This is a genomic window from Aminobacter aganoensis (genome assembly GCF_014206975.1).
GTDB lineage: Bacteria > Pseudomonadota > Alphaproteobacteria > Rhizobiales > Rhizobiaceae > Aminobacter > Aminobacter aganoensis.
The window spans coordinates 205,069-229,054 of record NZ_JACHOU010000005.1; the positions used below are offsets into that span (position 1 = coordinate 205,069).

Consider the following 23,986-nt stretch of genomic DNA (forward strand, 5'->3'; position numbering starts at 1 on the left):
AAACGCACCAGTATACTGGCATGCGGCAACACAGAATGTAGTTTGGGTCGTTCGAAATGAATTTCGGTCTGGAGGGCTGCCCATGATATTTCGAAGACTTGCTGCCACCGGCGCCATTCTGGCCGCGATGACGGCACTGCCGGCAGCGGCGCTCGCCGCCGACGCCTACACCACCGGCAACGTCAATGTGCGCAGCGGCCCCGGCACCGGCTATGCCAGGATCGGCATGCTCGACGAAGGCACCCGCGTCGACCTGCGCGGCTGCGAGGGCAACTGGTGCAACGTCTACGGGTCCCGGCTGAGAGGCTGGGTCTCGGCCAATTACCTCTCCGACTATGTCGGCCGCCCGCCGGCGGTCGTGGTGGCGCCGACCATCGTCGTGCGGCCGCCGCATTACCGACCACCGCACTGGAACCGGCCTCCCAAGCCACGGCCGCCAAGGCCTCGCCCGCCTGGCGCCCATTGCAAGATCGCCCCAGGCTTCCCCTGCCCGCGCTGACGACTTCCTGACAGCCTGATGTCAGGAGCACGAGAGGTCGCGGTCGCCGGTCCGGCATTCCGGCGCCCGTGCCCTTTCCATTTCCGCGGACTCTGCCCATATTCGTGCAATGGCCAAATCTGCTGACAAGAAATCGCCCGCCTCGGGAGCCGACGATCGTGCCGCTCCGCGCAAGCGCGGCGGCAATGGCGTGACCGATTTTCTGCACGCGTCCGAACCGCTGCATCGTCCCGGCTTCGGCGAAGCGCCGCAGGCCGAGCTTTCCGGTGCGCCGCTGTCCGGGTCGATTTCCGACTGGGCCGAGGAGATCGCCCGCGAGGCGGAGAAGCCGCAGCCAAAGGCCAAGAAGATTCCCGAAAAGAGCTCCGCCCCCACACGCTCGTCGCGCGGCACCTCGATGGGCGGCGCCGCTTCGGCCAAGGATCGCGCCGCCGCCGGCCTCAATCCGGTCGCCGGCCTCGACATCTCCCTCGAGGACGCAGCCTCGCTGTCCAATTCCGGCGTCACCGCGACGGTGGCGGCCCTTTCAGCGCTGATCGAGAGCGGCAACCCGCTGCACAAGGGCGGCGAGATCTGGGTTCCCCACCGTCCTGCCCGGCCGGAAAAGTCGGAAGGCGGCATCCAAATCGTCATGCAGTCGGAATTCGAACCGGCCGGCGACCAGCCGACCGCCATCAAGGACCTCGTCGAGGGCGTCAATTCGACCGAGCGCACCCAGGTGCTGCTCGGCGTCACCGGCTCGGGCAAGACCTTCACCATGGCCAAGGTGATCGAGCAGACGCAGCGCCCGGCGCTGATCCTGGCGCCCAACAAGACGCTGGCCGCCCAGCTCTATTCCGAGTTCAAGAAGTTCTTCCCCGACAACGCCGTGGAGTATTTCGTCTCCTACTACGACTACTACCAGCCGGAAGCCTACGTCCCACGCACCGATACCTATATCGAGAAGGAATCGACAATCAACGAGCAGATCGACCGCATGCGCCACTCGGCGACGCGCTCGCTGCTCGAACGCGACGACGTCATCATCGTCGCCTCGGTCTCCTGCATCTACGGTATCGGCTCGGTCGAAACCTATACGGCGATGACCTTCCAGATGGCGGTCGGCGACCGGCTCGACCAACGCCAGCTGCTCGCCGACCTCGTCGCCCAGCAATACAAGCGCCAGGACATCAACTTCGTCCGCGGCTCGTTCCGCGTCCGCGGCGACACCATCGAAATCTTCCCGGCCCACCTGGAAGACTCGGCCTGGCGCATTTCGCTGTTCGGCGACGAAATCGAGCAGATCACCGAGTTCGATCCGCTCACCGGACAAAAGACCGGCGACCTGAAGAGCGTAAAAATCTACGCCAACTCGCACTATGTGACGCCGCGCCCGACCTTGAATCAGGCCATCAAGTCGATCAAGGAAGAGCTGCAGCACCGCCTGCAAGAACTTGAAAAGGCTGGACGCCTGCTCGAGGCCCAGCGGCTGGAGCAGCGCACCCGCTTCGACCTCGAGATGCTGGAAGCCACCGGCTCCTGCGCCGGCATCGAAAACTATTCGCGCTATCTCACCGGGCGCCGCCCCGGCGATCCGCCGCCGACGCTGTTCGAATACATCCCCGACAACGCTCTGGTCTTCATCGACGAAAGCCATGTCACCGTGCCGCAGATCGGCGGCATGTACCGGGGCGACTTCAGGCGCAAGGCGACGCTGGCCGAATACGGCTTCCGCCTGCCCTCCTGCATGGACAACCGGCCGCTGCGCTTCGAGGAATGGGACGCCATGCGCCCGCTTTCGGTCGCGGTCTCGGCGACCCCAGGCAATTGGGAGATGGAAGAGGCCGGCGGCGTGTTCGCCGAACAGGTCATCCGCCCGACCGGCCTGATCGACCCGCCCGTCGAGGTCCGTCCGGCGAAAACCCAGGTCGACGACGTCGTCGGCGAGATCCGCGCCACCACCCAGGCCGGCTACCGTACGCTGGTCACGGTGCTGACCAAGCGCATGGCCGAGGACCTGACCGAATACCTGCACGAGCACGGCGTCCGGGTCCGCTACATGCACTCCGACATCGATACGCTGGAGCGCATCGAGATTCTGCGCGACCTGCGCCTCGGCGCCTTCGACGTGCTGGTCGGCATCAACCTCCTGCGCGAAGGCCTCGACATTCCCGAATGCGGTTTCGTCGCCATCCTCGATGCCGACAAGGAAGGTTTCCTGCGTTCCGAGACGTCGCTGATCCAGACCATCGGCCGTGCGGCGCGCAACGTCGACGGCAAGGTCATCCTCTACGCCGACCAGATCACCGGCTCGATGGAACGCGCCATGGCCGAGACGACGCGCCGCCGCGAAAAGCAGATGGTGTGGAACGAGGCCAACGGCATCACCCCGGAAAGCGTCAAGTCGCGCATCTCCGACATCCTCGAATCCGTCTACGAGAAGGACCACGTCCGCGCCGACATCTCGCAGTTCACCGATAATGCCGGTGCGATGATGGGCAACAATCTCAAGGCGCATCTCGATGCGCTGGACAAGCAGATGCGCAACGCCGCCACCGATCTCGATTTCGAGAAGGCAGCCCGCATCCGCGACGAGATCAAGCGCCTGCGCGAGATGGAACTGGCCATCTCGGACGACCCGATGTCAAAATATGCCGACATGGAAAGCCCGGCGTCGGGCCGCGAGAAGGGCAAGCACAACAAGGGCGTGGCCAAGCACCGCACGGCCGAGGAGCAGGAGCGCTTCCGCAAGCTCGACGAGGCGCGTGCCGCCGAAGAGGCTGCCAAGGCCGCCCGGCCCAACATGTTCCGCAAGCCGGACCTCGACGAAATGGGCGCCGACGGCACCAAGCCCGCCGGCAAGTCGCTGTTTGCCAAGCCCCATATCGACGACATGGGCCCGGGCACCGACATGACGACGCCGGCAGGCGCGGTCTCGCGCTCGCTGTTCAAGAAGCAGTCGGCCGCCGAAGCCCATGGTTCCGACTACGGCGTTCCCGACGACGGCAAATCGCTGTTCCGCAAGAACGACCTCGACGAGATGACGGTGCGCCGCACCGAAAAGCCGGTCGAAGGCGTCAAGCCGATCAAGCGCGCCAAGATCGGCGCGGGGTCCTACGAAGATCCCGCAGAGGCCGCGCGGACAAGGAAGAAGCCGGGCAAATCGGGACGGCCGGGACAGTAGACCCTGGCTGCAGCTTGACTGCTGACTGGCCGATCGGACGGAAATGCGGTAGGTTACATGTAACCAGAGAGGTTTGGCATGCCGCCCGCATCGTCCCCAAAGCCATCCCGCGAGAAGGTGCGAGAGCACCGTGAACGCCTGCGTCGGCAAGGTTTGCGTCCCATCCAGATATGGGTACCGGACACGCGTGCGCCCTCTTTCCGGCCTGAGGCGCATCGCCAGTCGCTGGCGGTAGCAGCTGGCGTCGATGCCTTCGACGACCAGGCCTTCATCGATTCCATCTCTGAATGGGATGAGGAATGAGGCGCGGTGACATCTGGATTGTCTCAGGCGGCAAAGACTACGCAAGCAAGCCACGTCCAGTTGTCATCGTTCAAGACGACAATTTCGATGCAACCGAATCCATTACCGTTTGTGCGTTTACAACGGATCCGACTGACGCCCCCTTGTTCCGCTTGCTCATCGTACCGAGCGAGCAGAACGGTCTCCGCATTGCCTCGCGACTGATGGTCGACAAGATCACGACCGTGCCAAAATCCAAGTTAGGGGCGCATGTCGGGCGGTTGAACGACGAGGATATCTTGCGTCTCAATCGGGCCGCCCTCGTATTCCTCGGGCTGGTGGCTTCCCCGCGGCCGACACAAGAGCCTTGAGAACTCACGGCCAACAGATCGCCGTTCTGCTGACGCCCCGCCCCTATGACATTCCTATAACATCGGCCTGATCCTGCTCTCGAATTCCGACGCGGCGGCGGACTATCTGTTTGTCATCATGAAGCCGGAAACATCCAACGCGCTGGTCGGCCGTCTTGCCGAGATCAGGGTTCTCCGCGAGCACCATGTCTGGGACGCGGCCGAGATTGTCGGCCTCGACCGTTCCGGCGACAGGTCGCAACCCCGATACCGGAAATTCCGGGTCCTGATGGAGGCCGATGCACTGGTCGATGCCGTGCTGCATCTCGCAGCGACGGCCATCCCACCGCGCCTGCTCCAGGCCTCCGCACACGGAGAGCGCTGGATCTGCTCGGCCCGCGTCGTGTCCGGCCGACGCTCCCGCAAGGCCGAACATGCCGATCTCGCGGCGGCGATGCTTGCCTCGCTGCTTCTGACCTTCCCGTCTCGCCGCGCGCCCGGCCGCCGCAGGATCAACCCCACGCGCCACGCCAACGAGGTCCATCGCCATGACCATTGACCCGATCCGCGCACGCATCTCGGGCGCTCTCACCGCCCTCGTCACACCGTTCCGGGACGGCGAAGTCGACCTCAAGAGCCTCGCAGCCCTCGTCGATTGGCAGATCGCCGAAGGCATCGACGGCCTTGTCGTCTGCGGAACGACGGGCGAGGCCCCGACCTTGTCCTGGCACGAGCGCATCCTGGTCATTCGCAAGACGGTCCAGGTCGCCGCCGGGCGCGTGCCGGTGATCGTCGGCACCGGTACCAACAGCACGGAATCGACCATTGCCTTTACCGCCGCCGCCCGCGACTTCGGCGCCGACGCCGCCCTCGTCGTCACGCCCTACTACAACAAGCCGAGCCAGTCCGGCATGGTCAGGCATTTCGAGACTGTTGCCGCCAAGGTCGAACTGCCGATCCTCGTCTGCAACGTCCCCTCGCGCACCGGCGTCGACCTCGCGCCCGCCACCATCGAACGACTGGCGGCGATCCCCGGCATCGTCGGATTCAAGGACGCCACCGGCGATCTGTCGCGCATCATGACGCTTGCCCGTTGCCATGGCGACCGGTTCATCTGGCTGTCGGGGCACGATGCCACCGCTTTTGGCTACAACACCATGGGCGGCAACGGCACCATCTCGGTCGTCGCCAACATCGCGCCTCGCCTTTGCGCCGAGATGCACGCGGCCTGCCGGCGCGGCGACCCTCATGCGGCGCGTTCTCTCCACAACTGCCTGCGCCCGCTCATCGCCGCGCTCGAACTCGAAACCAATCCTGTGCCCGTCAAACATGCGCTCCATCTCCTTGGCCGCACGCGGCCCGACGTCCGCCTGCCGCTGGTCGAGGTCGAACTGGAGACGGCCTCGGCGATCGGCGACGCCTTGCAGGCGTTCGACGGCCGTTGGACGGAAGGCATCTCCGGCGCCGCCCGGGCAGCCGGCACGATGGGCCCGGCGGCTGTCACAGGCGGCAGTCAGCGCACCCGCATCTGAAGAAAGGCAAGACATCATGGGCACACTGGCTCGCGACATCCATCCCGTCCCCACGCCGCATCGCTTCATGGTCGGCCGCGATCCCCAGGGCCATTGGGTGGTCAGCGACGAGCAGGGACTGGTCGGCGGCATCTTTGCCGACAAGGAAGCGGCGGTCCGTTTCGCGCTGGCCGAAAGCGACCATCTGCCCGGCGCTGTCTTCTGCGCGCCCATCGACGTCACGCTCGATCTCAACCCGCTTTCGGGCCACGGCGCGACCGCTCGCGGCGACCGCCACTAGACGTGGCGCCGTGGCCGTTCGGACTCGTCTAGCTCCAATTGACGAATTCACGCGGCCAGCCGCGCCATGTTCAAATGGCGTTTTGGTGCCACGCAAAGGAGCATCTGCAATGGCAAGGTTCCAGCGCTTCGCCGCGGCCGCGATTTTCGCAGGCACGGCCCTCACCGTCTCCGCCGCCCAGGCCGGACCGCTTGCCGGGCCGGGCCCAGCCATGACGCCGGCTGCCGCTTCCGGCGCGCCGATCCTGATCGGCAGCAGGTCGGTGACGGTCTCCAAATCGACCAGCAAGTCGAGCTCGCGCTCCAGGAGCTGCTCCAACGGCAGTTGCACCACCGACAGCGATTCCCAGAGCAACTCCGGCACCAGCTCGTCGACCAGCACCTCGACGAGCACCAGTTCGTCGAGCAATTCCAACTCGAATTCCTCGAACTGACCTTGTGCGCAACTCTGCCTCGGCGCTCCGGCGCTCGACGCGCCGGCGCAACGTTCCGATGAAGCGCAAAAAATGTCGGGCCGAGATGTCGGTTCCGACCGGCTTCGTTCGTCTTCAATACAGGGCATCGATCCGCCGTGGGCGACACGCACCCGGTTCGATGCCTGAACAGCCGCGTCGCGCGCTTTCGCTGGCTGCAGCGGCCATCAACGAACGGAGACAGACATGCCCGACAGCACTGCACAGAACGCCCAGCAGTCCGCCCCGCCGGTACTCGGCGGCCTGATCGCTTACCTCGAAGTCGACGGCGCCAACAAGGCGGCCAAGTTTTACGAGCGCGCCTTCGGCGCAGAGACGGCCTTCGCCATCCCGCCGGACGAGCAGGGCCGGACGATGCACATCCACCTCTACGTCAACGGCTCGTCGATGATGCTCTGCGACGCCTACCCCGAGCACGGCCACCCCCACGAGAAGGCGCAGGGCTATACCATGCAGCTCATCCTCGGCGACGACATCGACGCCTGGTGGAAACGCGCTGTCGACGCCGGCTGCGAGGTCGTGGTGCCGCTCGACGTGATGTTCTGGGGCGACCGCTGGGGCCAGTTGCGCGACCCCTTCGGCGTTGCCTGGGCGATGAACGCGCCGGTCAAGAAATAGCAGCCCCGAAAGCTGCGAGGCCCGTCCGCCCCGGCGGGCGGGCTTTCACGCCAGCGGCACGGTCAGCCCGGCCTTGACCCTGTCCATCGCCACCAGCGTGCGGAACCGCCTGATGTTGGGATTGGCGAAGAACAGCCGCCGCGTCAGCGCCTCGTATTCGGCCATGCTTGCAACCGTGACCACCAGCACGAAATCGGCCTCGCCGGTGACGTAGTAGCACTGCTGCACCTCGGGAGCGGCGGCGAAGCTCGCCTTTGCCGCATCGAGCAGGTCGACGCGCTCGCTCTCCACCGCGATCTCGACGATGACGGTGATCGGCCGCCCGACCTTGTCGGGGTCGACCACAGCGACATTGGCGGCAATGACCCCGCTTTCCTCCATCCGCCTGATGCGTCGCTGCACCGCCGGCGCCGACAGGTTGACCGCCTTGCCGATCTCGCGCTGCGGCGTGGCATTGTCGCGTTGGAGAATGGCCAGGATCTTCAAATCGAAGTCGTCGAGACCGCCACTTGGCGTTGCCTGCCTGTTCATGCCCCCTCGCGATACAAACTTGCGCCAACTGAGCCGGAATAGAGCGCTTTTCTCGCCGACGCTGCAATATAAATGCGCCGAACGAGGAGTCACCGACCATGCTTATCCGCAACCAGCATCCCGACTACGGCACGCCGCTCGAGCCGACCGACGCTGAAACCCTCGGCATCGAAGCTGCCGAGGCCGTCGAGCGCTTCCTGTCGCACCGACCGAACCACAAGCCGACGCCGCTGCGGTCGCTGCCGGCTCTTGCGGATCAGCTCGGCCTTGGCGCCATCCATCTCAAGGACGAAGGCTATCGCCTCGGCCTCGGCAGCTTCAAGGCGCTCGGCGGTGCCTATGCTGTCATCCGCCTGGTGCTGGAGGAGGCGCAAAGGCAGCTCGGCCGCACGGTGGGCATGGACGACCTGCACAACCCGGAGGTGGCGAAAATCTCAGCCTCCATGACTTTCGGCTGCGCCACAGACGGCAACCATGGCCGCTCGGTCGCGCAAGGGGCGCAGCTGGTCGGCGCCCGTTCGGTGATCTTCGTCCATGGCGGCGTCAGCGACGCGCGTGTAGCCGCCATCACCCGCTACGGCGCCGAGATGGTGCGTGTCGCCGGCACCTATGACGATTCGGTCGCCGAGGCGGCAAGGGTCTGCGCCGAAAGAGGCTGGACCGTCGTATCCGACACGTCGTGGCCCGGCTACGAGCACATCCCCGGCCTGGTCATGCAGGGCTACACGGCGATCATGCGCGAGGCGCTGGAAAAGCTGCCACAGCCGCCGACCCATGTCTTCGTCCAGTCCGGCGTCGGCGGCATTGCTGCTGCGGCCGCCGCCTACCTTTCGATCCGCTTCGGCGAAAAGCGCCCGACCTTCGTCGTCGTCGATCCGGCCCGCGCCGCCTGCATCTTCGAGACCGCGCGCACCGGCCGGCCGGTCAAGCTCGCCCATGGCGAGCCGACGGTCATGGCGATGCTCGAATGCTACGAGCCCTCGCCGCTTGCCTGGCGCATCCTGTCGCGTGTCGCCGACGCCTTCATGACCGTCGAGGACGAAACCGCTGTCGAGGTCATGAACCGCCTGGCCCGTCCGCTCGGCCACGACCCGGTGGTGGTCGCGGGCGAAAGCGGTGGCGCCGGCCTGGCCGGCCTGTTCACCGCCGCGCGCGACCCGGAAATGCGCGCCATGATCTGCCTCGATGCCACATCGCGCGTGCTGCTGGTGGTCACCGAAGGCGCCACCGACCCCGACCGCTACCGTGAACTCGTCGGCCTGCCGCCTGCCGACCTCGCCAGCGTCGCCATCGAGGGCAAGTGACGGACCTCACCTGCCCCCGTGGCGGGAGAAGGTGAGCCAATCCCCGCCATGCTGGTGTAATGTCCGGACCGTATCAGCCGACATCCGCACCTGACATGAGGCCACCAATGACCGTCTCTGTTCCCGTGGAAGCTTCGTCCGGCGCGCAGTTTCCATCCGATGCCGAGATCAGGCGCATCCTCGCCGAGCGCATCGACCAGCAGCGCCAGAGCCTCGGCATCGTCGTCGGCACCTTCGGCGCGGCGGGGCGCCGCGTCATTGCCCATGGCCAATTCGGCGCCTTCCATGCCCGGCCGGTCGACGGCGACACCGTCTTCGAGATCGGCTCGATCACCAAGGTGTTCACCACGCTGCTGCTCGCCGACATGGCCGGGCGCGGCGAGGTCCGCCTCGACGATCCGGTCGCCGGCCAGCTGCCGGCAGGCGTCACCGTGCCGGAACGCGGCGGCCGGCAGATCACCCTTGTCGACCTGGCGACGCATATGTCGGGACTGCCCCGCCTGCCCGACAACTTCGATCCCGCCGACCCCGAAAACCCCTATGCCGACTACACCGTCGAGCAGCTCTACGCGTTCCTGTCCGGCTATGACCTGCCCCGCGACATCGGCAGCCAGTTCGAATATTCGAACCTTGCGATGGGCCTGCTGGGGCATGCGCTCGCGCTGCGCGCCAGCACCGACTACGGGTCCCTGCTGCGGGAGCGCATCCTTGCGCCGCTCGGCATGTCGTCGACGGCGGATGCCGTCCATGGCGACATGAAGAACCGGCTGGCCAACGGTCATGACGACACGCTCGCCCCCGTCTCCTGCTGGGACCTGCCGACGCTGGCCGGTGCCGGCGCACTTCTGTCGACAGCCAACGACCTGCTGAATTTTCTCGAGATGCTGCTCGGTGCGCGCCCCTCGCCGCTGTCCGCTGCGCTCGCCACCACCCTGGCGACGCGCCGTCCGACCGGCCACGGCAACGACGAGACCGGGCTCGGCTGGGTCATTTCCGGCAGCGGCGACGACCAGATGGTCTGGCACAATGGCGGCACCGGCGGCTTTCGGTCCTTCCTCGGCTTCCTGCCGGCCAAGGGCATGGGTATCGTTGCCCTGTCTAACACCTCGACCGAGGTCGGCGTCGACGATATCGGCGCCCACCTGCTCGATCCGGGCAACCCGCTCGCCCAGCCGCCCAAGATGCGCGTTGCCGTGACCGTCGATCCGGCGATCTATGACGGTTATGTCGGCGAGTACCCATTGGCCCCCGACTTCGTGCTGACCGTTACGCGGGAAGACGACGGCCTGTTCGTGCAGGCGACCGGCCAGGGCAAGGCCGAGGTCTATCCGGAAAGCGAGGTGCATTTCTTCTACAAGATCGTCGATGCCCAGATCACCTTCGAGGCGGGCGCCGACGGCCGGGCCAAAGGCCTGACGCTGCACCAGAACGGCCGCGACATGCCGGCACCGCGTGCCTGACCGCCCGTGATGCAAAAAAGCCGCCCCGAGGGGCGGCTTTTCTGTGCCTTGGCGTAACTGGCCCTATTCCGCCGCCAGGGCCGGCCGGTGGGCGATCTCGGCGACATTGCCCTGATCCTCACCCTCTGGCTCTGCCGGCTTCTGCTTAGGCTCGCGGCCGAAGAACAGCGCATACCCCGCCGGCAGCACCAGGATGGTCAGGACGGTCGCCACCAGGATGCCGCCCATCATGGCGTAGGCGAGCGGGCCCCAGAACACGCCGCGCGAGATCGGGATCAGCGCCAGCACCGCCGTCATCGCCGTCAGCATGATCGGCCGGAAGCGCCGCACCGCCGCCCCGATAATCGCCTCGTAGCGCTCCATGCCGGCAGCGATGTCCTGGTCGATCTGGTCGACCAGGATGATCGAGTTGCGGATGATGATGCCGAGCAGCGCGATCACGCCGAGGATGGCGACGAAGCCGAAGGGCGCGCCCGATATCAGCAGCGCCGCCGCCGCCCCGATGATGCCGAGCGGACCGGTCGCCAGCACCAGCATCGCCTTGCCGAAGTGCTGCAGCTGCACCATCAGCAGAAGCACGATGACCAGCAGCATGACCGGCGCCTTGGCGGCGATCGAGGCCTGGCTTTCGGCCGCATCCTCGGCGCCGCCCTGGATCTCGACCTTGTAGCCGGGCGCCAGGCTGTCGCGCAGCGGCTTGAGCTCGTTGAACAGCTTCATCGTGACGTCGTTCGGCTGCACGCCGTCCGGCAGCGTTGCCCTGACCGTGATCGTCGGCAGGCGGTCGCGCCGCCATTCGATGCCCTGCTCCATGACGGGCAGCACCTTGGCCACCTGCGACACCGGCACGAAGCCGCCGAAGTCGGTCGGGATGTAGACCGAGTTGACCGCCGACAGCAGCTGGCGATTGGCCGCCGGCTCGCGGGCGACGATCGACACCGTCTCCTCGCCGTCGCGGAAATCGTCCAGCGGCGCGCCCTGCATCGTCGCCTGCAGCATCTGGCGGATGCGCTGCGAGGAAACGCCCAGCGCACGCGCCCGGTCCTGGTCGATCACCAGCTTCATCGCCGGTACCGGCTCCAGCCAGTCGTCATGGATGGCGTCGAGCTGTGGCGTCGCCGCGAACTTGGCCTTCACCTCGTCGGCGATGCGGCGCACTTCGGTCCGGTCGGGGCCGACGACGCGCAACTGCACCGGCCAGCCCGTCGGCGGCCCGAGGAACAGGCGGTCGACCTTGCCGCGGATCGAGGGGAAGTCCTCGGCCAGGATGCAGCGCAGCTTGACGATCAGCCTTTCGCGCGCCGGCTCGTCATTGGCCATGATCAGCAACTGGGCGAAGTTCGGATTGCGCAGCTGTTGGTCGAGCGGCAGGAAGAAGCGCGGCGCGCCCTCGCCGATATAGGTGGCGATGAACTTCTTGTCCGGATCGTCCATCATGCGCGCTTCCAGCGCCTCGGCCTGCTTCTCCACTTCCTTGATGCTGGTGCCTTCCGGCAGCCACAGGTCGACCAGGATTTCCGGCCGCGACGACTGCGGGAAGAAGTTCTGCGGGATGAACTGGAAGGCAAACAGGCTGCCGAAGAACGTCATCAGCGTCAGGGCGAGCACGATGAGGCGATGGCGCACGGCCCAGCTGACCGTCGCGCGCAGGCGCCGGTAGAAGCTGGTGTCGAAGGCGTCATGATGGCTGCCGGCATGCTTGCGCTGCTTGAGGATCATGTTGCCGAGCCACGGCGTGAAATAGACCGCGACGAGCCACGAGATCACCAGCGCGATGCCGACGACATAAAACAGCGAGCGCACATATTCGCCCGCCGTCGACTCGGCAAAGCCCACGGGGATGAAGCCGGCGGTGGTGATCAGCGTGCCGGTCAGCATCGGAAACGCCGTCGAGGTGTAGGCGAAGCTCGCCGCCTCGACCTTGACCAGCCCTTCCTCGAGCTTTCGTTCCATCATCTCGACGACGATCATGGCGTCGTCGACAAGCAGCCCGAGCGCGATGATCAGCGCCCCGAGCGAGATGCGCTGCAGGTCGATGCCAAGCTCGTACATGATGGCGAAGGTGGCGGCGAGGACCAGCGGGATGGTGATCGCGATCACCAAGCCGGAGCGCCAGCCGATCGACAGGAACGACACCACGAGCACGATCAGCAGCGCCTCGACCAGCGCCTTCATGAACTCGCCGATGGCCTCGGTGACGACCTCCGGCTGGTTGGAGATCTGGTCGACGGAGACGCCGTAGGGCAGCGATTCCTCGAAGCGCTTGTAGGTCTCCTCGACGGCGTGGCCGACGTCGGTGACCTTGAAGCCCTTGGCCATCACCACGCCGACCTGGACGCTGTCCTGGCCGTTGTAGCGGAACTTGCGCTGGTAGGGATCCTCGAGGCCGCTGGTCACGGTGGCGATGTCGCCGAGCCGGGTGATCTGGTTTCCGGCGCGCAGGCGCAGTTCGCGGATGTCGGCTGTCTTGGAAAGATCGCCCTCCACCGAGATGCGCACCGAATGCGTGCCGGTGTCGACGGCACCCGCCGGATCGATGTTGTTCTGGCCGGCGATGGTGTTGCGCACGTCGTTCAGCGTCAGACCGCGTTCGGCCAGCGCCTTGGAGGAGACGTCGATGTAGATGCGCTGCGGCTGGTCGCCGATGATGACCGCCTTCTCGACGCCCGGCGTCGTCAGCAGCATGTCGCGCGCCTTGATGGCGAACGCCTTCAGCTCGGGATAGCTGTAGCCCTCGCCGGCGATCGAATGCAGCGTGATGAAGGTATCGCCGAACTCGTCGTTGAAGAACGGCCCGAGCAGGCCCTGCGGCAGCTCGGAGGAGATGTCGCCGACCTTCTTGCGCACCTGGTAGAAAGCGTCCTTGACCTCGGCGGTGTCGGTGTCGCCCTTCACCTGGACGGTGATGATGGCGCTGCCGGCGCGGGTGTAGGACTTGACCCAGTCGAGATGCGGCGTCTCCTGCAGCTTGCGCTCGATCTTGTTAACGACCTGGTCCTGCATCTCCTCGATCGAGGCGCCGGGCCAGATCGCCTGCACCACCATGACGCGGAAGGTGAATTCCGGATCCTCGCTCTGGCCCATGCGCATCAGCCCGAGCGCGCCGGTGATGATGATCAGGCCGAACAGGAACCGCGCGATGCTCGGATGCCCGATCGCCCAGCGCGACAGGTTGAAGGGCTTCTTGTCCTGGCTGGACTTTTCCATGGCCGTGGTTCCACGCTGGCGCAAACCGGCCTGTCAACGGCACCGGGACATGCGCAGGTTCAGGGTTCTGCAGCGTCCTGCGGCCCCATCGGCCGCACGGCGCCTCGGCAAAATGTTTGTCTTCAGCGAATGGCTGCGGTGGCGTCGTTCGACGCCGCGCGCTGTTCCGCCGTAGGCAGCTTGACCTTCAGGTTCTCGGTCATGAACTGCGTGCCGGCCGCAACGACGATGTCGCCCGGCTTCAGTCCGTCGGCCACCTGCACGCCGTCGGCGGCGAAGCTTGCCACGGTGATGCCGCGTGCATGCACCGTCTCCCGGTCGTTGTTGACCACCCAGACGATCTCCTTGCCGTCCTGCTTGGCCAGGGCGCCGAGCGGGATCGAGACGAACTGCCTGCCGCTGTCGACCGACGCCTCGATCGTGGCCGTCATGCCGAGCAGCACACGGGCATCGTCGGGCAGGCTGACCCGCACCGAGAAGGTCCGCGATTGCGGATCGGCACTGCCGGCGACCTCGCGCACCTTGCCGTCGAGCACCAGGCCGTCGTCTGACCAGAAGCTGACCTTGACCGGCTTGCCCGGTTCGAACTGGGCGATCTCCAGTTCGGGCACAGCGATCTGCACCTCCTTGTCGCCATCGACCGCGACGGCAACGACGGGCGTGCCGGCACCGACCACCTGGCCGGTGTCGGCACTGACGGAGGTGACGATGCCGCTCTGGTCGGCACGAAGCTCGGCATAGCCGACCTGGTTCCTGGCCTGGCGCAGCGACGAAAGCGCTGCGTCGCGCTGCGACGATGCCTGCTTGTAGGCAAGGGCTGCCTGCTCGCGCTGGGCTTCCGAAGCGAACTTCTTGGCAAACAGCTGGTCGGCCCGCTCATCGGCCAGGCGTGCGGTCTCGACCTGCTTTTCGGCCGCCTGGAGGTTCGCCTCGGCGGTGCTCACGCCAAGCTGGTAGTCGGTCGGATCGATGCGGGCGAGCAGGTCGCCCGGCTTCACCTTGTCGCCGATATTGACCACCCGCTCGGTGATCTTGCCAGCGACGCGGAAGCCGAGATTCATCTCGGTGCGCGCCTTCACCGCGCCGGAATATTCGAGCTCGCGCGTGGCACCCGTGCTCGCGATCTCCACCACCTTGACAGGGCGAATGGCCTCGACGGTCTCAGTCTTGGCCTCGGAGCAGGCAGCGATGGCGCCACCGATCAGGACGACGGAAAAAACGCGCGCAAAGGGACGCACCTTCGCAGCGAAGGTTTTGAACGAATGCATCGTTCGCACTCCTGGTTGTCTAGCGGATTTTGGACAGCGGCCCGGAAGCCGCCCTATTGCTTCAGCGCCTTGAGGGCGTATTCCGTGAGTTCCTCGAAGGTCGCGCGGTTCGGCTTGTTGACACACTGCGACACCATCTGCGGGTGGCAGAGCGTCGACGTGGCAGCGCCGAAACAGCGCGCGGCAATCCGGGGATCCTGCTGGGCGAACTCGCCGGTGGCGATGCCTTCGGCGATGACTTCCGCCATCAGGTCATGCAGCCGGTCGATATGCTTTTCGATGACGTGCCAGTCGCGCTCGAGCGCGACGATGACCATCTCGTGGACTTTTTCCTGGTCGAGCATGGTCTCGACGGTCAGATGGTGCTGCGCGTGGATGAAGCGGCGCAGGCGCTCCGTGGCGCTGCCCTCGGAATGCAGGATCTGGCACGCCATCTGGTAGACCGCCGCCAGCATGCGTCCGCAGATCGCCTGGTGGATTTCCACCTTCGAGGCAAAGAAGCGGTAGATGTTGGCCGGCGACATGCCGAGGTCGCGGGCGATGTCGGCCACGTTCGTCTTGGCATAGCCGTAGTGCCGGAACAGCCGCTCGGCTGAATCAAGGATGCGCCCGACAGTTTCCTGTCGCGCCAGATCCACCGGGCTTTCGGCTACATCGTTCATTTCGGGTCGCTCGTTTTACGACTGACGATTTTCAACTTTCGTCATTCGTAATCCGTAAATCGTCGCTCGTCAATCGGAATTGTGCGCCGCACCCTCGACGAAAGTCACGCGATTGCCGGCAACCGCTCGTTATGCCCGTTATGGAAGCCTCGGTTTTCTGCTAGAATACGGGGCTTCAGGGGACGGAGCCGAACGTTCCGGCGTGGCTGTTCCAGCAGCCGGGGACGAACCTGCAAACGACTTGCCGAGCTTGCAAACGCAAGGAGGTAACGATGTCGGCCGTCAAATGGACCCTCAAGGGACGCGAATTCCTGCACTGCAACTGCGCCTATGGCTGCCCGTGCCAGTTCAATGCCCTGCCTACCCAGGGCCACTGCTGCGCCATCGGCGCGATCGATATCGAGCAGGGGCATCATGGCACCACCAAGCTCGATGGGTTGCGCATTGCCATGATCGTGGACTGGCCTGGTGCGATACATCACGGCCACGGCCAGGTCGTCGCGATCGTCGATGAACGGGCGACGCCGGAGCAACGGGAAGCGCTGCTCAGGATCATGACGGGCGAGGACACCGAGCCCGGCGCCACATTCTTCCAGGTCTTTTCGACGACGTTCGAGAAGGTCCACGACCCCGTCTTTGCCAGGATCGACATCCAGGTCGACATCGACGGGCGCACCGCCCGCGTCGACATTCCCGGCGTCATGGAGGCTCGCGGCGAGCCGATCCTGAACCCCGTGACATCGCAGGCCCATCGGGCCCGCATCAACCTTCCCAACGGCTTCGAGTACACCGTTGCCGAAGTCGGGCGTGGCTGGGTCAAGACGTCGGGCGCGATCGAGCTCGACCTCAACGATTCGCATGCCCATTTCGCCCGGATGCACATGACCGAAAGCGGGGTCGTCCGTCCGACCCAATGAGCCCCACCCGCCTCGAACTCCTGTTGAAGCGAGATCGGGCGGTCGTTCTCGGCGCCATCGTCGCCGTTGCCGCATTGGCATGGGCCTATGTGATCTGGCTTGCTGCGTCCATGGCGGCGGCGCCTTCGGGCACCGCCATGCCCGGCATGGAAATGTCTGGCACGGACATGCCTGGAATGGATGGCGCGCTCGCCCCTGCCCTGCGCGGCTGGAGCGTCGGCGAGTTCGCCTTCATGTTCGCCATGTGGGCGATCATGATGGTCGGCATGATGCTGCCCTCCGTCGCCCCCATGCTGCTCGTCTATGCCGGCGTGGCGCGCCAGGCCGGCTCGCGCGGCAAGCCTTTCGCCGCCACGGCATGGTTCGCAGCAGGCTACCTCCTCGTCTGGGTCGCCTTCTCGATGCTCGCGACCGCAGCCCAATGGGTCCTGGAAACCGTCCTGCTGCTGACGCCGATGAGCGGGCTCGGCGCCCGGCTGGGCGGCGTCGTGCTGATCGCAGCCGGCATCTACCAGTGCACGCCGCTCAAGGACGTCTGCCTGTCGGCCTGCCAGAGCCCGCTGCAGTTCATCATGCGCCATGGCGGCTTCCGCTCCGACCGGCGCGGCGCGATCAATCTCGGCATCGAGCACGGCGCCTACTGCATCGGATGCTGCTGGGCGCTGATGGCGATCCTGTTCGTCGTCGGCATCATGAACCTGCTCTGGGTTGCGGCGATCGCCGCCTTCATCCTGGCCGAGAAGGTCCTTCCCGTCGGGCACCTGGTGTCGCGCGCAGCGGGCGCCGTGCTGATCGTCACCGGCGCCTGGATTCTGGTCTAGAGCAGCTTGTACATTACCGTCGTGGCGTCCAGCCGGTCTGTCCCGAACGGGTCGCGGGCATAGGCCGGGATGACACCGGACGTGACGTAGCCGAGAGACGTGTAGAGCGGCTCGGCGCTGTCGCCGGTGCGCGTGTCGAGCGTCATCAGGCTGCGTCCCAGCTTGCGGGCATGCGCCTCGATCTCCGCCATCAGCCGGTTGGCGATGCCTTGGCGGCGAAAATCGGGATGCACCATCAGCTTGTTGACGTCGGCGCGGTGCATCTGGTTGGGCATGGTGTCGTAGCCGAGCTGCACCGTGCCGGCGATGCGGCCGTCCTTCATCGCCACCAGCATGAGGCGCGTCGCCTGGCGCACGCCGGGCAGCACCTTGTCCCTCCAGAACCCCATGGCGTCGTCCAGCGAGTAGGGCAGCACGAAGCCGATGCTCGCCCCGTCATGCACGCAGGCCTGCAGCAACTGCCCGAGCTCGGCCAGGCTGGCCTCGATGGCTTCGGCGGAAAATACGGAAATCTCGAGATCGCTCACGATGCCTCACACAATGAACAGGAGATATTTCGCGCCTGCCTCGGCCGGCGTGGCAAAGGCGCTCGGACCAAACAGCTGGTAGCGCAGGCAGTCGCCGGCAGCGAGTTCGTGCCTCCTGCCATCCACGGTCACGGCCAGCCGGCCCTCCAGCAGAAGAAGATGATGCTCGAGGCCCGGCCGCGGCGGGGCGTCGTAGCCGATCGTCACACCCGTATCGAGCTCGCACTCCAGCGCCTCCCCGGCCAGCGTCTGCGCCGGCGGCGAGACCGAACGCCGGCGAAAGCCGATCTCCGGGTCCGACCAGGTCGCCTGCGCGTCGCGGCGCACGACAGGCGCGAACGCGCCTTCGACCATGTGCATCAGCCGCGACATCGTCAGCCCATAGGCCGCGCACAGCTTGCCGAGCACGCTTGCAGTCGGGCTGACCTCGGCGTTCTCCAGCCGCGACAGCGTCGCCCGGCTGACGCCGCAGCGACTGGCCAGTTCGTCCAGCGACCAGCCACGCTCGGCCCGCAGCGACCGCAGCCGCTGGGCGATCCGCCGGTCGATGCCGGCTTCATCGCAAATGGGAATGTCCATAAACGAGAAATATTCTCATAACAGAGAACTCGTCAAGAGGAAGCACATGTCGCGCGCCCGTCATTCGCTGCTCGCCATCAGGATGACGAGCGAGGTGCCTTTACGCGAACGAAAACACCGCACTCGGCTTCGTCGTCACGGCACTGCCGGTGCCCACGTCGGCCACCGCGTGTTCGGCGACCAGTTGCAGCCGCGCATGCGGCAGGTGTGCCCGGCCGGGATCGCCGACCAGAACGTCGACGCCTTGGGCCACGCATCGGTCGAGGAAGGCCGTGACGCGGCTTGCAAGATCGGCGGCATAGAAAAGGTCACCGACGAGGATCGTCTCGACATCGGGCACGGCCGCGCCGGTCAGGTCGTCGGCCGTGGCACGGACATCCACGCCGTTGAACTCGGCATTGAGGCCGATCGCAGCGATGCCATTGCGGTCAGTCTCCGACGCCAGCACCGAGCGCGCTCCGGCTTTCGCCGCGGCGATGCCGACCAGTCCCGAACCGGCGCCGAGGTCGAGAACCCGCCGCCCCCGCACCGTTTCCGGCCGGTCGAGGATGTGGCGGGCAAGCACCAGCCCGCCGGCCCATTGGTAAGCCCAGTAAGGCGGCGCCGGCTCCTCGCCTGCGTCCTCCGCATCCGCCGCCAGCCGCCACAGCCCGCTTGCCGGATGGGCACTGTAGAGCCGGATCTCAGGCACCGACGGCACCGCCGCGATCCGCATGTTGGCGCGGATGAAGGCCGCCGGATCCGGCGCATCGTCTCTCGAGTTTTGATCGTCCAAGGTCCGTTCCCACGCCAATGCGGCTCGGCGCACAATGGCCGACTTCGCGCCCGGCGCAAGCCCGCCTTTGGCGTCGATCGGGACGGAAGCCCGGCAAGATCCCGGCTGCCGTCCCGCATGGGGAACGAAATCAGGCCATCTTGGCGATGATCTGGCGCATGTCGCCCGCGTCGAAGGCCTTGAGCGTCTGGGCCCTGACATTGCCCAGTTCCGATATCGACAGGCTAAGCGCCGTTGCGGTCAGGTCGTCGGGCGCCTCTGCAATGCTGATCACGTCGTATTTGCCGAGGGTCCACAACAGCGTGTGCACCTTGGCTCCACCCTTTTCCGCCATCGCCCGGAATGCGTCGGCCCGCTTCGTCGTGTCGCGCACGCTGCGGGCCCCTTGCTCGGTAAAGTTCACCAGGTAAACGTAATATGCCATTTCGACCTCCCTCGATTGCGGAGGCGTGCGGGCGCATCGGGCGTTGCCGCCGTTTCTCCCGGCCGCAGGGTAGCACGGATCGCCTGGCGATCATGTAGACGGAAGGGCCGCCCGGCATAGGCTTTACGAGCTAAGGCCGGCCCTTCCCAGCACTCGGGTTCAGCCTTTCAGCACGCCCGACTTCTTCGCCACCCAGGTGGCGATGTAGTCCATCAGCGCCGGCGACAGGCAATCATAGGGCTCCAGGCCGAGTTCCTTCAGCCGCGCGCGCACGCCGTCCATCTCGGACGGATCGACACCGGCCTCGATGATCGACGAGACGAAGGCCGCAAAGCCCGGTTCGGCCCAGCCGGCTTCCTGGAAGCGCTCGGGATGGATGAAGTCGAGGCCCTTGAAGGCATGGTCGCGCTCGACCGGTCCGTACATATGCACGTCGCAGCCCTTGCAGGCGTGGCGCAGGATGAGCGCGGCCGGGTCGACCACGGCGAGCTTGTCGCCATTCTCCAGCACGGTGACGTTTTCATGCGCCGTGACCGCCACCACCGAAAACTTGGCGCCTTCCGGCTTCCAGCATTTGGTGCAACCGCAGGCGTGGTTGTGGGCAACCTGCCCCTTGATCGCCACCTTCACCGGGCGGTCGGCGCAGGCGCAGACCAGCGTGCCACCGCTGAAGCTGGCGCTGCCCGGTTTGACGCCGCCATCGAGTGCCGGATGTATCGATACTGAAGCCATGACCTGTTCCTCCCAGTTGTGGCGTCCGCGCGGACGCCGTCAAACGCTATGCGGCAAAGAACTCTATTCGGCTGGTCCCATACGATACATGTCGCCGAGGCATTTGTGCATATCCGAGGTTCGGATTCCGCCGGACGGCTATGAGGGGGTATGGGTTTCGCCCGATCACGAGCCGCGCGGCAATAAAGCCGTAACCCTGCCAAGGCGAAATGGCTTCATGGCAGCCGCAAGCCATTGAAGTGGGCGGCGCGCAGCGCAATCTGCTGGCTACTCGTGCAACCTCAAGGAGAAGCCGGATGAATTTCCTGGCCGTTTCGCTTGTCACCATATTCGCGGCTGCCGCCTTGCCGGCTTCCGCGGCGCCGCTTTCGACGCCGTTCCAGCCGGAGACCGGTGGCCTCGTCGTGAAAATCGGCGGCTGCCATGACGATGTGCGCGACACCTACATCCCGGAGATCGGCCGGCGCGCGCCTCACTACCATGACCGGGACAGTTGCAGGCCGGTCCTGGTCGGCGGCCGGCAACAGCCCTCGCGCCGGTCGGCGGACTGCCACCGCGACGTCCGCACCCATCGCGTCGATGGCATCGTCTTGCGCCATCGCCATGTCGGCGACGACTGCCGCGTGCGCGAAGTCAGGCGCGCAAACGACTTTTCACCGAACTAGGCGGACAGAGCCTCCCGGCACCGAGAGCCGGGAGGCAAATCTGGTCGCCGTCCTAGCAGGCGCCGTTGTCGACGACGCGGAAGCCTGCGGAATCCGCCTCGCAGGCATTGGGGAACGTCCGCAGCGAACCGCCGCGCTGGCCGCAGACCGGCCGGTATTCCCTGGTGCAGAACTGCTGGTTGCCGCCCCCGCCGCCATTCCAGCCGCCATTGCCGCCACCACCGTTCCAGCCGCCATCGCCACCGCCACGGCACTCGCCCCTGCGGATGACGCGGTAGCCCGCCGCATCGGCCATGCAGGAGTTGCCGAAGGTCTGGCGGTCGTTGCCGCGCCGCGCGCAGACCGGATCATATTCGCGCGTGCAGAACTGGGGGCCAGGTTCCGGGCGGGGTGGCCGCGGGCCGGGCCCCGGCCCCTCTTCCACCACCACGCAGGATGCGAGCATCAGCGACAGCAACGAAGCAGCCGTTGCTCTTCGCACGAAGGTCTTTGCCGAAAACACCATGGAATTAGCTCCCTCTCGTTCCCGCCCACGCGGGAATTGTTTCAGCCCCTGCCCCGATCCTCGCGATTCTGTCAACGAAAGCAATCCGCCGCAGCCGGACTGCCCCATCAGACGCGGCAATCTGGCCAATGGCGGTTTTCAGAATGTCGTATATTGATGCGATGGTGCGAAGTGCCATCGCGATTGGCCACGACATCTTGCAACCTACGCGTTTCCATGCAATATCACATCTAGTTCGGGCGTTTGCTGACCCGGAGACTGGAACGTTTTGCACGACCCTTTCCCCGATACTGTGAATCTCTGACGACCCCGTGACTCGGCGGGGGGTTTTATCGTGCGCGAATGCATGACCGCCAAGCAAACCACCGACTTGCCGCCGACGCCAGGCGGTCGGCAGGTCCAGACCACTGAACGGGTGAAGGAGTTCTCCCAATGGCCCAGACCGGTACCGTAAAATTCTTCAACGCAACCAAAGGCTTCGGCTTCATTACGCCGGACGGCGGCGCCAAGGACGTTTTCGTCCACATCTCCGCTATCGAGGCTTCGGGCCTGCGCACGCTCGTCGATGGCCAGAAGGTCACCTTCGACGTCGAGCCTGACCGCATGGGCAAGGGCCCGAAGGCGGTCAACCTCCGCGCGGCTTAAGCCCCAGCGACTGCAGTTGTGATCAAGGGCGCGATGGGCAACCGTCGCGCCCTTTCCTTTTCGTCCATACAATTGCGAATATCGCTCGGCCGATCAAGGACATAGCAGCGCCTGCGCCGATCGCCGCGATCTGGCAAGACCCCGGAAATCATGGCATATTTCCGCCACGGGGGCCGAAAACGCCTCCGATCAGGAGGAGGCCAACGATGAAATTCCTGAATGCTCTGAGCGCGGCGCTGCTTGCCGCAGGCCTGGGTTACGGCGGCCCGGCGGCAGCCTTGCCGACAAGCGGCACGCCACAAGTCGACCCCGGCCTCGTGGTCCAGGTCCGCGGCTGCCACGGCGATCCGCAGCGCCATTTCGTTCCTCAATTCGGCCGCACAGAATGGCATGTCCACCGCCGGCCCAACTGCCGGCCGATCCGGGTCCGCCCGCCGATCCAGGTGCGCGACTGCCACCGCGACGTTCGCCGCCACTTCCTGCCGCGCTACGGCAACGTGCCTCACCGCCATGTCGGACCCAATTGCCGCGTACGGGTCTACAGCAGGTTCGATCCGCACCGCCCGCGTCCGCCTTCCTGCATCCAGATTGGGCCGATCCGCTACTGCGAATACTGAGCCGGGAAACCTCGCCTGGCTGCCTTGGTAAACCCGGCATTTTCCGGGAAAGGCGCCGCTTTGGGGCGGCGCCGGAGAGCAAAACTTTTGCTTGCCGATGGCCTAAAAATGAACGACAAATTTCCACTTCGGGCATTTGCCGGCCCGAAGAGACTGGAATTGATGGGATCAGAGGAGTTTCCCATGCCGCAGACCGGCACCGTCAAGTTCTTCAATCATGCCAAAGGCTTCGGCTTCATCACGCCGGACGACGGGGCGAAGGATGTCTTCGTCCACATCTCGGCTGTGCAGGCGTCAGGCCTTCCCGGTCTTGAGGATGGGCAGAAAGTTTCTTTCGACACCGAGCCGGACAAGCGCGGCAAGGGTCCGAAGGCCGTCAATCTGACCGTAGGCTGAGAGCCCGCGATCCGGCCGGGCTTTGAGCACCGGCCACATTTGCGCAGCAGTGCCTGACGCCGCGCCGGATGGCGTCTGTCGGCCTCGATCGGCTCCACCGTCCGCCTGAAAATCTGTTCAGGCTGCGTTCAGCCTCGGTCTCTTAGATATGTCGTCGACGCTTATTCCCGGCCTCGATACGGGCCGGACGGCGAAGGAGACCCGACTATGAACCGCACCATCAAGACTCTCGTCCTTTCGGCAGCCGTTGCCGCCACCACGCTCGCCACCCTGCCGGTGGCCGAAGCCGGTGAGCGCTGGCGCCGCCACAACCGCCACGACAACACCGGCGCGATCGTCGCTGCCGGCGCGCTCGGGCTGATCGCCGGTGCGGTCATCGCCGGCAATGGCAACCGCTCGCGGCCGGTCTACGACGACTATTACGACTACGAGCCGCAGCCGCGCCGCGTCTACCGCGAGGACTATTACCGCCCTGCCCCGGTTCAGCGCCGCGTGGTCTACCGCAACAGCTACGCCATCGAGCCGTGGAGCCCGGAATGGTACAGCTACTGCTCGGACCGCTACCGCAGCTTCAAGCCGCGCAGCGGCACCTTCACCGGCTATGACGGGCTGGAGCACTTCTGCGTCGCCAACTGACGCCGTGCGGCTTGCGCGATCGGCCTTCCCTGCCCGGCCATTCGACGAAGCCGACGCAACGACAAGAAAAACGGCGCCAGCCTTGCGGTTGGCGCCGTTTTTCTTTTTCCTCCCCAGTC

Annotated in this window: 28 protein-coding genes; 18 read left to right on the forward strand and 10 right to left on the reverse strand. The window is 65.7% G+C overall.

The features are described from left to right. Positions 1-82: 82 nt before the first annotated feature. The 9 genes from GGR00_RS13475 (at position 83) to GGR00_RS13515 (ending at position 7,196) form a co-directional block, all read left to right on the forward strand. Positions 83-499 carry an SH3 domain-containing protein gene (locus GGR00_RS13475; RefSeq protein WP_055970395.1) on the forward strand — a complete coding sequence of 139 codons (417 nt, stop codon included), beginning with the start codon at positions 83-85 and terminating at the stop codon, positions 497-499. 109 nt (positions 500-608) lie between these two features. After that, positions 609-3,662: an excinuclease ABC subunit UvrB gene (uvrB, locus tag GGR00_RS13480; protein ID WP_184699686.1), complete on the forward strand. Its 3,054-nt coding sequence runs from the start codon at positions 609-611 to the stop codon at positions 3,660-3,662. Positions 3,663-3,740: 78 nt separating this feature from the next. Next, positions 3,741-3,965, forward strand: coding sequence for an antitoxin MazE family protein (locus GGR00_RS13485; protein WP_082496366.1), 225 nt, complete (start codon positions 3,741-3,743; stop codon positions 3,963-3,965). Beyond that, complete coding sequence (locus tag GGR00_RS13490; RefSeq protein ID WP_055970399.1) at positions 3,962-4,315, forward strand: type II toxin-antitoxin system PemK/MazF family toxin; 354 nt, start codon at positions 3,962-3,964, stop codon at positions 4,313-4,315. The genes GGR00_RS13485 and GGR00_RS13490 overlap by 4 nt, the downstream gene beginning before the upstream one ends. A gap of 118 nt (positions 4,316-4,433) precedes the next feature. After that, complete coding sequence (locus GGR00_RS13495) at positions 4,434-4,853, forward strand: hypothetical protein (RefSeq protein WP_055970401.1); 420 nt, start codon at positions 4,434-4,436, stop codon at positions 4,851-4,853. Beyond that, positions 4,843-5,826, forward strand: a complete 984-nt coding sequence (dapA, locus tag GGR00_RS13500) for a 4-hydroxy-tetrahydrodipicolinate synthase (RefSeq protein ID WP_184699687.1) — start codon at positions 4,843-4,845, stop codon at positions 5,824-5,826. The genes GGR00_RS13495 and dapA overlap by 11 nt, the downstream gene beginning before the upstream one ends. Positions 5,827-5,842: 16 nt before the next feature. After that, a complete protein-coding gene (locus GGR00_RS13505; RefSeq protein ID WP_055970403.1) occupies positions 5,843-6,106 on the forward strand; it encodes a hypothetical protein in 264 nt (87 codons plus the stop codon). A 109-nt stretch (positions 6,107-6,215) separates the two neighbouring features. After that, on the forward strand, positions 6,216-6,539 hold the full coding sequence (locus tag GGR00_RS13510; protein ID WP_184699688.1) for a hypothetical protein: 324 nt from the start codon (positions 6,216-6,218) through the stop codon (positions 6,537-6,539). A 225-nt stretch (positions 6,540-6,764) separates the two neighbouring features. After that, positions 6,765-7,196: a VOC family protein gene (locus GGR00_RS13515; protein ID WP_184699689.1), complete on the forward strand. Its 432-nt coding sequence runs from the start codon at positions 6,765-6,767 to the stop codon at positions 7,194-7,196. Positions 7,197-7,241: 45 nt separating this feature from the next. Here GGR00_RS13515 and GGR00_RS13520 read toward each other — a convergent pair whose 3' ends face one another. After that, positions 7,242-7,727, reverse strand: a complete 486-nt coding sequence (locus tag GGR00_RS13520; protein ID WP_184699690.1) for an Lrp/AsnC family transcriptional regulator — start codon at positions 7,725-7,727, stop codon at positions 7,242-7,244. Positions 7,728-7,825: 98 nt separating this feature from the next. Between GGR00_RS13520 and GGR00_RS13525 the strand changes: the two genes are divergently transcribed. Together GGR00_RS13525 and GGR00_RS13530 are read left to right on the forward strand one after the other, a co-directional pair. Continuing rightward, complete coding sequence (locus tag GGR00_RS13525; RefSeq protein ID WP_184699691.1) at positions 7,826-9,031, forward strand: diaminopropionate ammonia-lyase; 1,206 nt, start codon at positions 7,826-7,828, stop codon at positions 9,029-9,031. Between the two features lie 107 nt (positions 9,032-9,138). Continuing rightward, positions 9,139-10,491: a serine hydrolase gene (locus GGR00_RS13530; RefSeq protein ID WP_184699692.1), complete on the forward strand. Its 1,353-nt coding sequence runs from the start codon at positions 9,139-9,141 to the stop codon at positions 10,489-10,491. A 63-nt stretch (positions 10,492-10,554) separates the two neighbouring features. On the opposite strand, the gene GGR00_RS13535 is transcribed toward GGR00_RS13530, so the two are convergent. The 3 genes from GGR00_RS13535 to GGR00_RS13545 all read right to left on the reverse strand — a co-directional run bounded on the left by GGR00_RS13535 (position 10,555) and on the right by GGR00_RS13545 (position 15,628). After that, on the reverse strand, positions 10,555-13,698 hold the full coding sequence (locus GGR00_RS13535; RefSeq protein WP_184699693.1) for an efflux RND transporter permease subunit: 3,144 nt from the start codon (positions 13,696-13,698) through the stop codon (positions 10,555-10,557). A 122-nt stretch (positions 13,699-13,820) separates the two neighbouring features. Continuing rightward, a complete protein-coding gene (locus GGR00_RS13540; protein WP_184699694.1) occupies positions 13,821-14,966 on the reverse strand; it encodes an efflux RND transporter periplasmic adaptor subunit in 1,146 nt (381 codons plus the stop codon). 53 nt (positions 14,967-15,019) lie between these two features. Continuing rightward, on the reverse strand, positions 15,020-15,628 hold the full coding sequence (locus GGR00_RS13545) for a TetR/AcrR family transcriptional regulator (protein ID WP_055970415.1): 609 nt from the start codon (positions 15,626-15,628) through the stop codon (positions 15,020-15,022). 272 nt (positions 15,629-15,900) lie between these two features. Between GGR00_RS13545 and GGR00_RS13550 the strand changes: the two genes are divergently transcribed. Both GGR00_RS13550 and GGR00_RS13555 read left to right on the forward strand, forming a co-directional pair. After that, positions 15,901-16,545 carry a DUF1326 domain-containing protein gene (locus tag GGR00_RS13550; protein WP_055970417.1) on the forward strand — a complete coding sequence of 215 codons (645 nt, stop codon included), beginning with the start codon at positions 15,901-15,903 and terminating at the stop codon, positions 16,543-16,545. Next, a complete protein-coding gene (locus tag GGR00_RS13555; protein WP_055970419.1) occupies positions 16,542-17,366 on the forward strand; it encodes a DUF2182 domain-containing protein in 825 nt (274 codons plus the stop codon). Before GGR00_RS13550 ends, GGR00_RS13555 begins: the two co-directional genes overlap by 4 nt. Here the strand turns inward: GGR00_RS13555 and GGR00_RS13560 are convergent. The 5 genes from GGR00_RS13560 to gfa all read right to left on the reverse strand — a co-directional run bounded on the left by GGR00_RS13560 (position 17,363) and on the right by gfa (position 20,403). Beyond that, a complete protein-coding gene (locus GGR00_RS13560; RefSeq protein ID WP_055970421.1) occupies positions 17,363-17,893 on the reverse strand; it encodes a GNAT family N-acetyltransferase in 531 nt (176 codons plus the stop codon). The two genes, GGR00_RS13555 and GGR00_RS13560, sit on opposite strands and share 4 nt — an antisense overlap. Before the next feature lie 6 nt (positions 17,894-17,899). Then, the gene (locus GGR00_RS13565; protein ID WP_055970423.1) at positions 17,900-18,472 is read right to left on the reverse strand and encodes a helix-turn-helix domain-containing protein; all 573 of its coding nucleotides are present in this window, start codon (positions 18,470-18,472) and stop codon (positions 17,900-17,902) included. A gap of 100 nt (positions 18,473-18,572) precedes the next feature. Next, complete coding sequence (locus tag GGR00_RS13570; RefSeq protein WP_377863666.1) at positions 18,573-19,247, reverse strand: class I SAM-dependent methyltransferase; 675 nt, start codon at positions 19,245-19,247, stop codon at positions 18,573-18,575. Positions 19,248-19,377: 130 nt separating this feature from the next. Continuing rightward, on the reverse strand, positions 19,378-19,671 hold the full coding sequence (locus GGR00_RS13575; RefSeq protein WP_055970428.1) for a GYD domain-containing protein: 294 nt from the start codon (positions 19,669-19,671) through the stop codon (positions 19,378-19,380). Positions 19,672-19,830: 159 nt separating this feature from the next. Further along, complete coding sequence (gene gfa, locus GGR00_RS13580) at positions 19,831-20,403, reverse strand: S-(hydroxymethyl)glutathione synthase (RefSeq protein ID WP_184699695.1); 573 nt, start codon at positions 20,401-20,403, stop codon at positions 19,831-19,833. Between the two features lie 296 nt (positions 20,404-20,699). Here gfa and GGR00_RS13585 point away from each other — a divergent pair, with 296 nt between their 5' ends. After that, complete coding sequence (locus GGR00_RS13585) at positions 20,700-21,068, forward strand: hypothetical protein (RefSeq protein ID WP_055970432.1); 369 nt, start codon at positions 20,700-20,702, stop codon at positions 21,066-21,068. Positions 21,069-21,120: 52 nt separating this feature from the next. Here the strand turns inward: GGR00_RS13585 and GGR00_RS13590 are convergent, their stop codons facing one another. Continuing rightward, complete coding sequence (locus GGR00_RS13590) at positions 21,121-21,573, reverse strand: Kazal-type serine protease inhibitor family protein (protein WP_055970434.1); 453 nt, start codon at positions 21,571-21,573, stop codon at positions 21,121-21,123. 432 nt (positions 21,574-22,005) lie between these two features. Between GGR00_RS13590 and GGR00_RS13595 the strand changes: the two genes are divergently transcribed. The 4 genes from GGR00_RS13595 (at position 22,006) to GGR00_RS13610 (ending at position 23,867) form a co-directional block, all read left to right on the forward strand. Next, positions 22,006-22,218 (forward strand): cold-shock protein, encoded by a 213-nt coding sequence (locus GGR00_RS13595; RefSeq protein ID WP_006202520.1) that lies wholly within the window; start codon positions 22,006-22,008, stop codon positions 22,216-22,218. A gap of 206 nt (positions 22,219-22,424) precedes the next feature. Further along, positions 22,425-22,835: a hypothetical protein gene (locus GGR00_RS13600; protein WP_055970436.1), complete on the forward strand. Its 411-nt coding sequence runs from the start codon at positions 22,425-22,427 to the stop codon at positions 22,833-22,835. 183 nt (positions 22,836-23,018) lie between these two features. Further along, the gene (locus GGR00_RS13605) at positions 23,019-23,231 is read left to right on the forward strand and encodes a cold-shock protein (RefSeq protein ID WP_018428999.1); all 213 of its coding nucleotides are present in this window, start codon (positions 23,019-23,021) and stop codon (positions 23,229-23,231) included. Between the two features lie 207 nt (positions 23,232-23,438). Beyond that, positions 23,439-23,867, forward strand: a complete 429-nt coding sequence (locus tag GGR00_RS13610) for a BA14K family protein (RefSeq protein WP_055970438.1) — start codon at positions 23,439-23,441, stop codon at positions 23,865-23,867. The last annotated feature ends 119 nt before the right edge of the window (positions 23,868-23,986 follow it).

Coding starts and splice junctions, on each gene's coding strand:
- GGR00_RS13555 (WP_055970419.1), top strand. CDS start 16,542: ATGAGCCCCACCCGCCTCGAACTCCTGTTGAAGCGAGATCGGGCGGTC.
- GGR00_RS13505 (WP_055970403.1), top strand. CDS start 5,843: ATGGGCACACTGGCTCGCGACATCCATCCCGTCCCCACGCCGCATCGC.
- GGR00_RS13585 (WP_055970432.1), top strand. CDS start 20,700: ATGAATTTCCTGGCCGTTTCGCTTGTCACCATATTCGCGGCTGCCGCC.
- dapA (WP_184699687.1), top strand. CDS start 4,843: ATGACCATTGACCCGATCCGCGCACGCATCTCGGGCGCTCTCACCGCC.
- gfa (WP_184699695.1), bottom strand. CDS start 20,403: ATGGCTTCAGTATCGATACATCCGGCACTCGATGGCGGCGTCAAACCG.
- GGR00_RS13510 (WP_184699688.1), top strand. CDS start 6,216: ATGGCAAGGTTCCAGCGCTTCGCCGCGGCCGCGATTTTCGCAGGCACG.
- GGR00_RS13595 (WP_006202520.1), top strand. CDS start 22,006: ATGGCCCAGACCGGTACCGTAAAATTCTTCAACGCAACCAAAGGCTTC.
- GGR00_RS13575 (WP_055970428.1), bottom strand. CDS start 19,671: ATGGCATATTACGTTTACCTGGTGAACTTTACCGAGCAAGGGGCCCGC.
- GGR00_RS13530 (WP_184699692.1), top strand. CDS start 9,139: ATGACCGTCTCTGTTCCCGTGGAAGCTTCGTCCGGCGCGCAGTTTCCA.
- GGR00_RS13565 (WP_055970423.1), bottom strand. CDS start 18,472: ATGGACATTCCCATTTGCGATGAAGCCGGCATCGACCGGCGGATCGCC.
- uvrB (WP_184699686.1), top strand. CDS start 609: ATGGCCAAATCTGCTGACAAGAAATCGCCCGCCTCGGGAGCCGACGAT.
- GGR00_RS13475 (WP_055970395.1), top strand. CDS start 83: ATGATATTTCGAAGACTTGCTGCCACCGGCGCCATTCTGGCCGCGATG.
- GGR00_RS13605 (WP_018428999.1), top strand. CDS start 23,019: ATGCCGCAGACCGGCACCGTCAAGTTCTTCAATCATGCCAAAGGCTTC.
- GGR00_RS13540 (WP_184699694.1), bottom strand. CDS start 14,966: ATGCATTCGTTCAAAACCTTCGCTGCGAAGGTGCGTCCCTTTGCGCGC.
- GGR00_RS13495 (WP_055970401.1), top strand. CDS start 4,434: ATGAAGCCGGAAACATCCAACGCGCTGGTCGGCCGTCTTGCCGAGATC.
- GGR00_RS13600 (WP_055970436.1), top strand. CDS start 22,425: ATGAAATTCCTGAATGCTCTGAGCGCGGCGCTGCTTGCCGCAGGCCTG.
- GGR00_RS13545 (WP_055970415.1), bottom strand. CDS start 15,628: ATGAACGATGTAGCCGAAAGCCCGGTGGATCTGGCGCGACAGGAAACT.
- GGR00_RS13535 (WP_184699693.1), bottom strand. CDS start 13,698: ATGGAAAAGTCCAGCCAGGACAAGAAGCCCTTCAACCTGTCGCGCTGG.
- GGR00_RS13525 (WP_184699691.1), top strand. CDS start 7,826: ATGCTTATCCGCAACCAGCATCCCGACTACGGCACGCCGCTCGAGCCG.
- GGR00_RS13515 (WP_184699689.1), top strand. CDS start 6,765: ATGCCCGACAGCACTGCACAGAACGCCCAGCAGTCCGCCCCGCCGGTA.
- GGR00_RS13520 (WP_184699690.1), bottom strand. CDS start 7,727: ATGAACAGGCAGGCAACGCCAAGTGGCGGTCTCGACGACTTCGATTTG.
- GGR00_RS13610 (WP_055970438.1), top strand. CDS start 23,439: ATGAACCGCACCATCAAGACTCTCGTCCTTTCGGCAGCCGTTGCCGCC.
- GGR00_RS13590 (WP_055970434.1), bottom strand. CDS start 21,573: ATGGTGTTTTCGGCAAAGACCTTCGTGCGAAGAGCAACGGCTGCTTCG.
- GGR00_RS13490 (WP_055970399.1), top strand. CDS start 3,962: ATGAGGCGCGGTGACATCTGGATTGTCTCAGGCGGCAAAGACTACGCA.
- GGR00_RS13485 (WP_082496366.1), top strand. CDS start 3,741: ATGCCGCCCGCATCGTCCCCAAAGCCATCCCGCGAGAAGGTGCGAGAG.
- GGR00_RS13550 (WP_055970417.1), top strand. CDS start 15,901: ATGTCGGCCGTCAAATGGACCCTCAAGGGACGCGAATTCCTGCACTGC.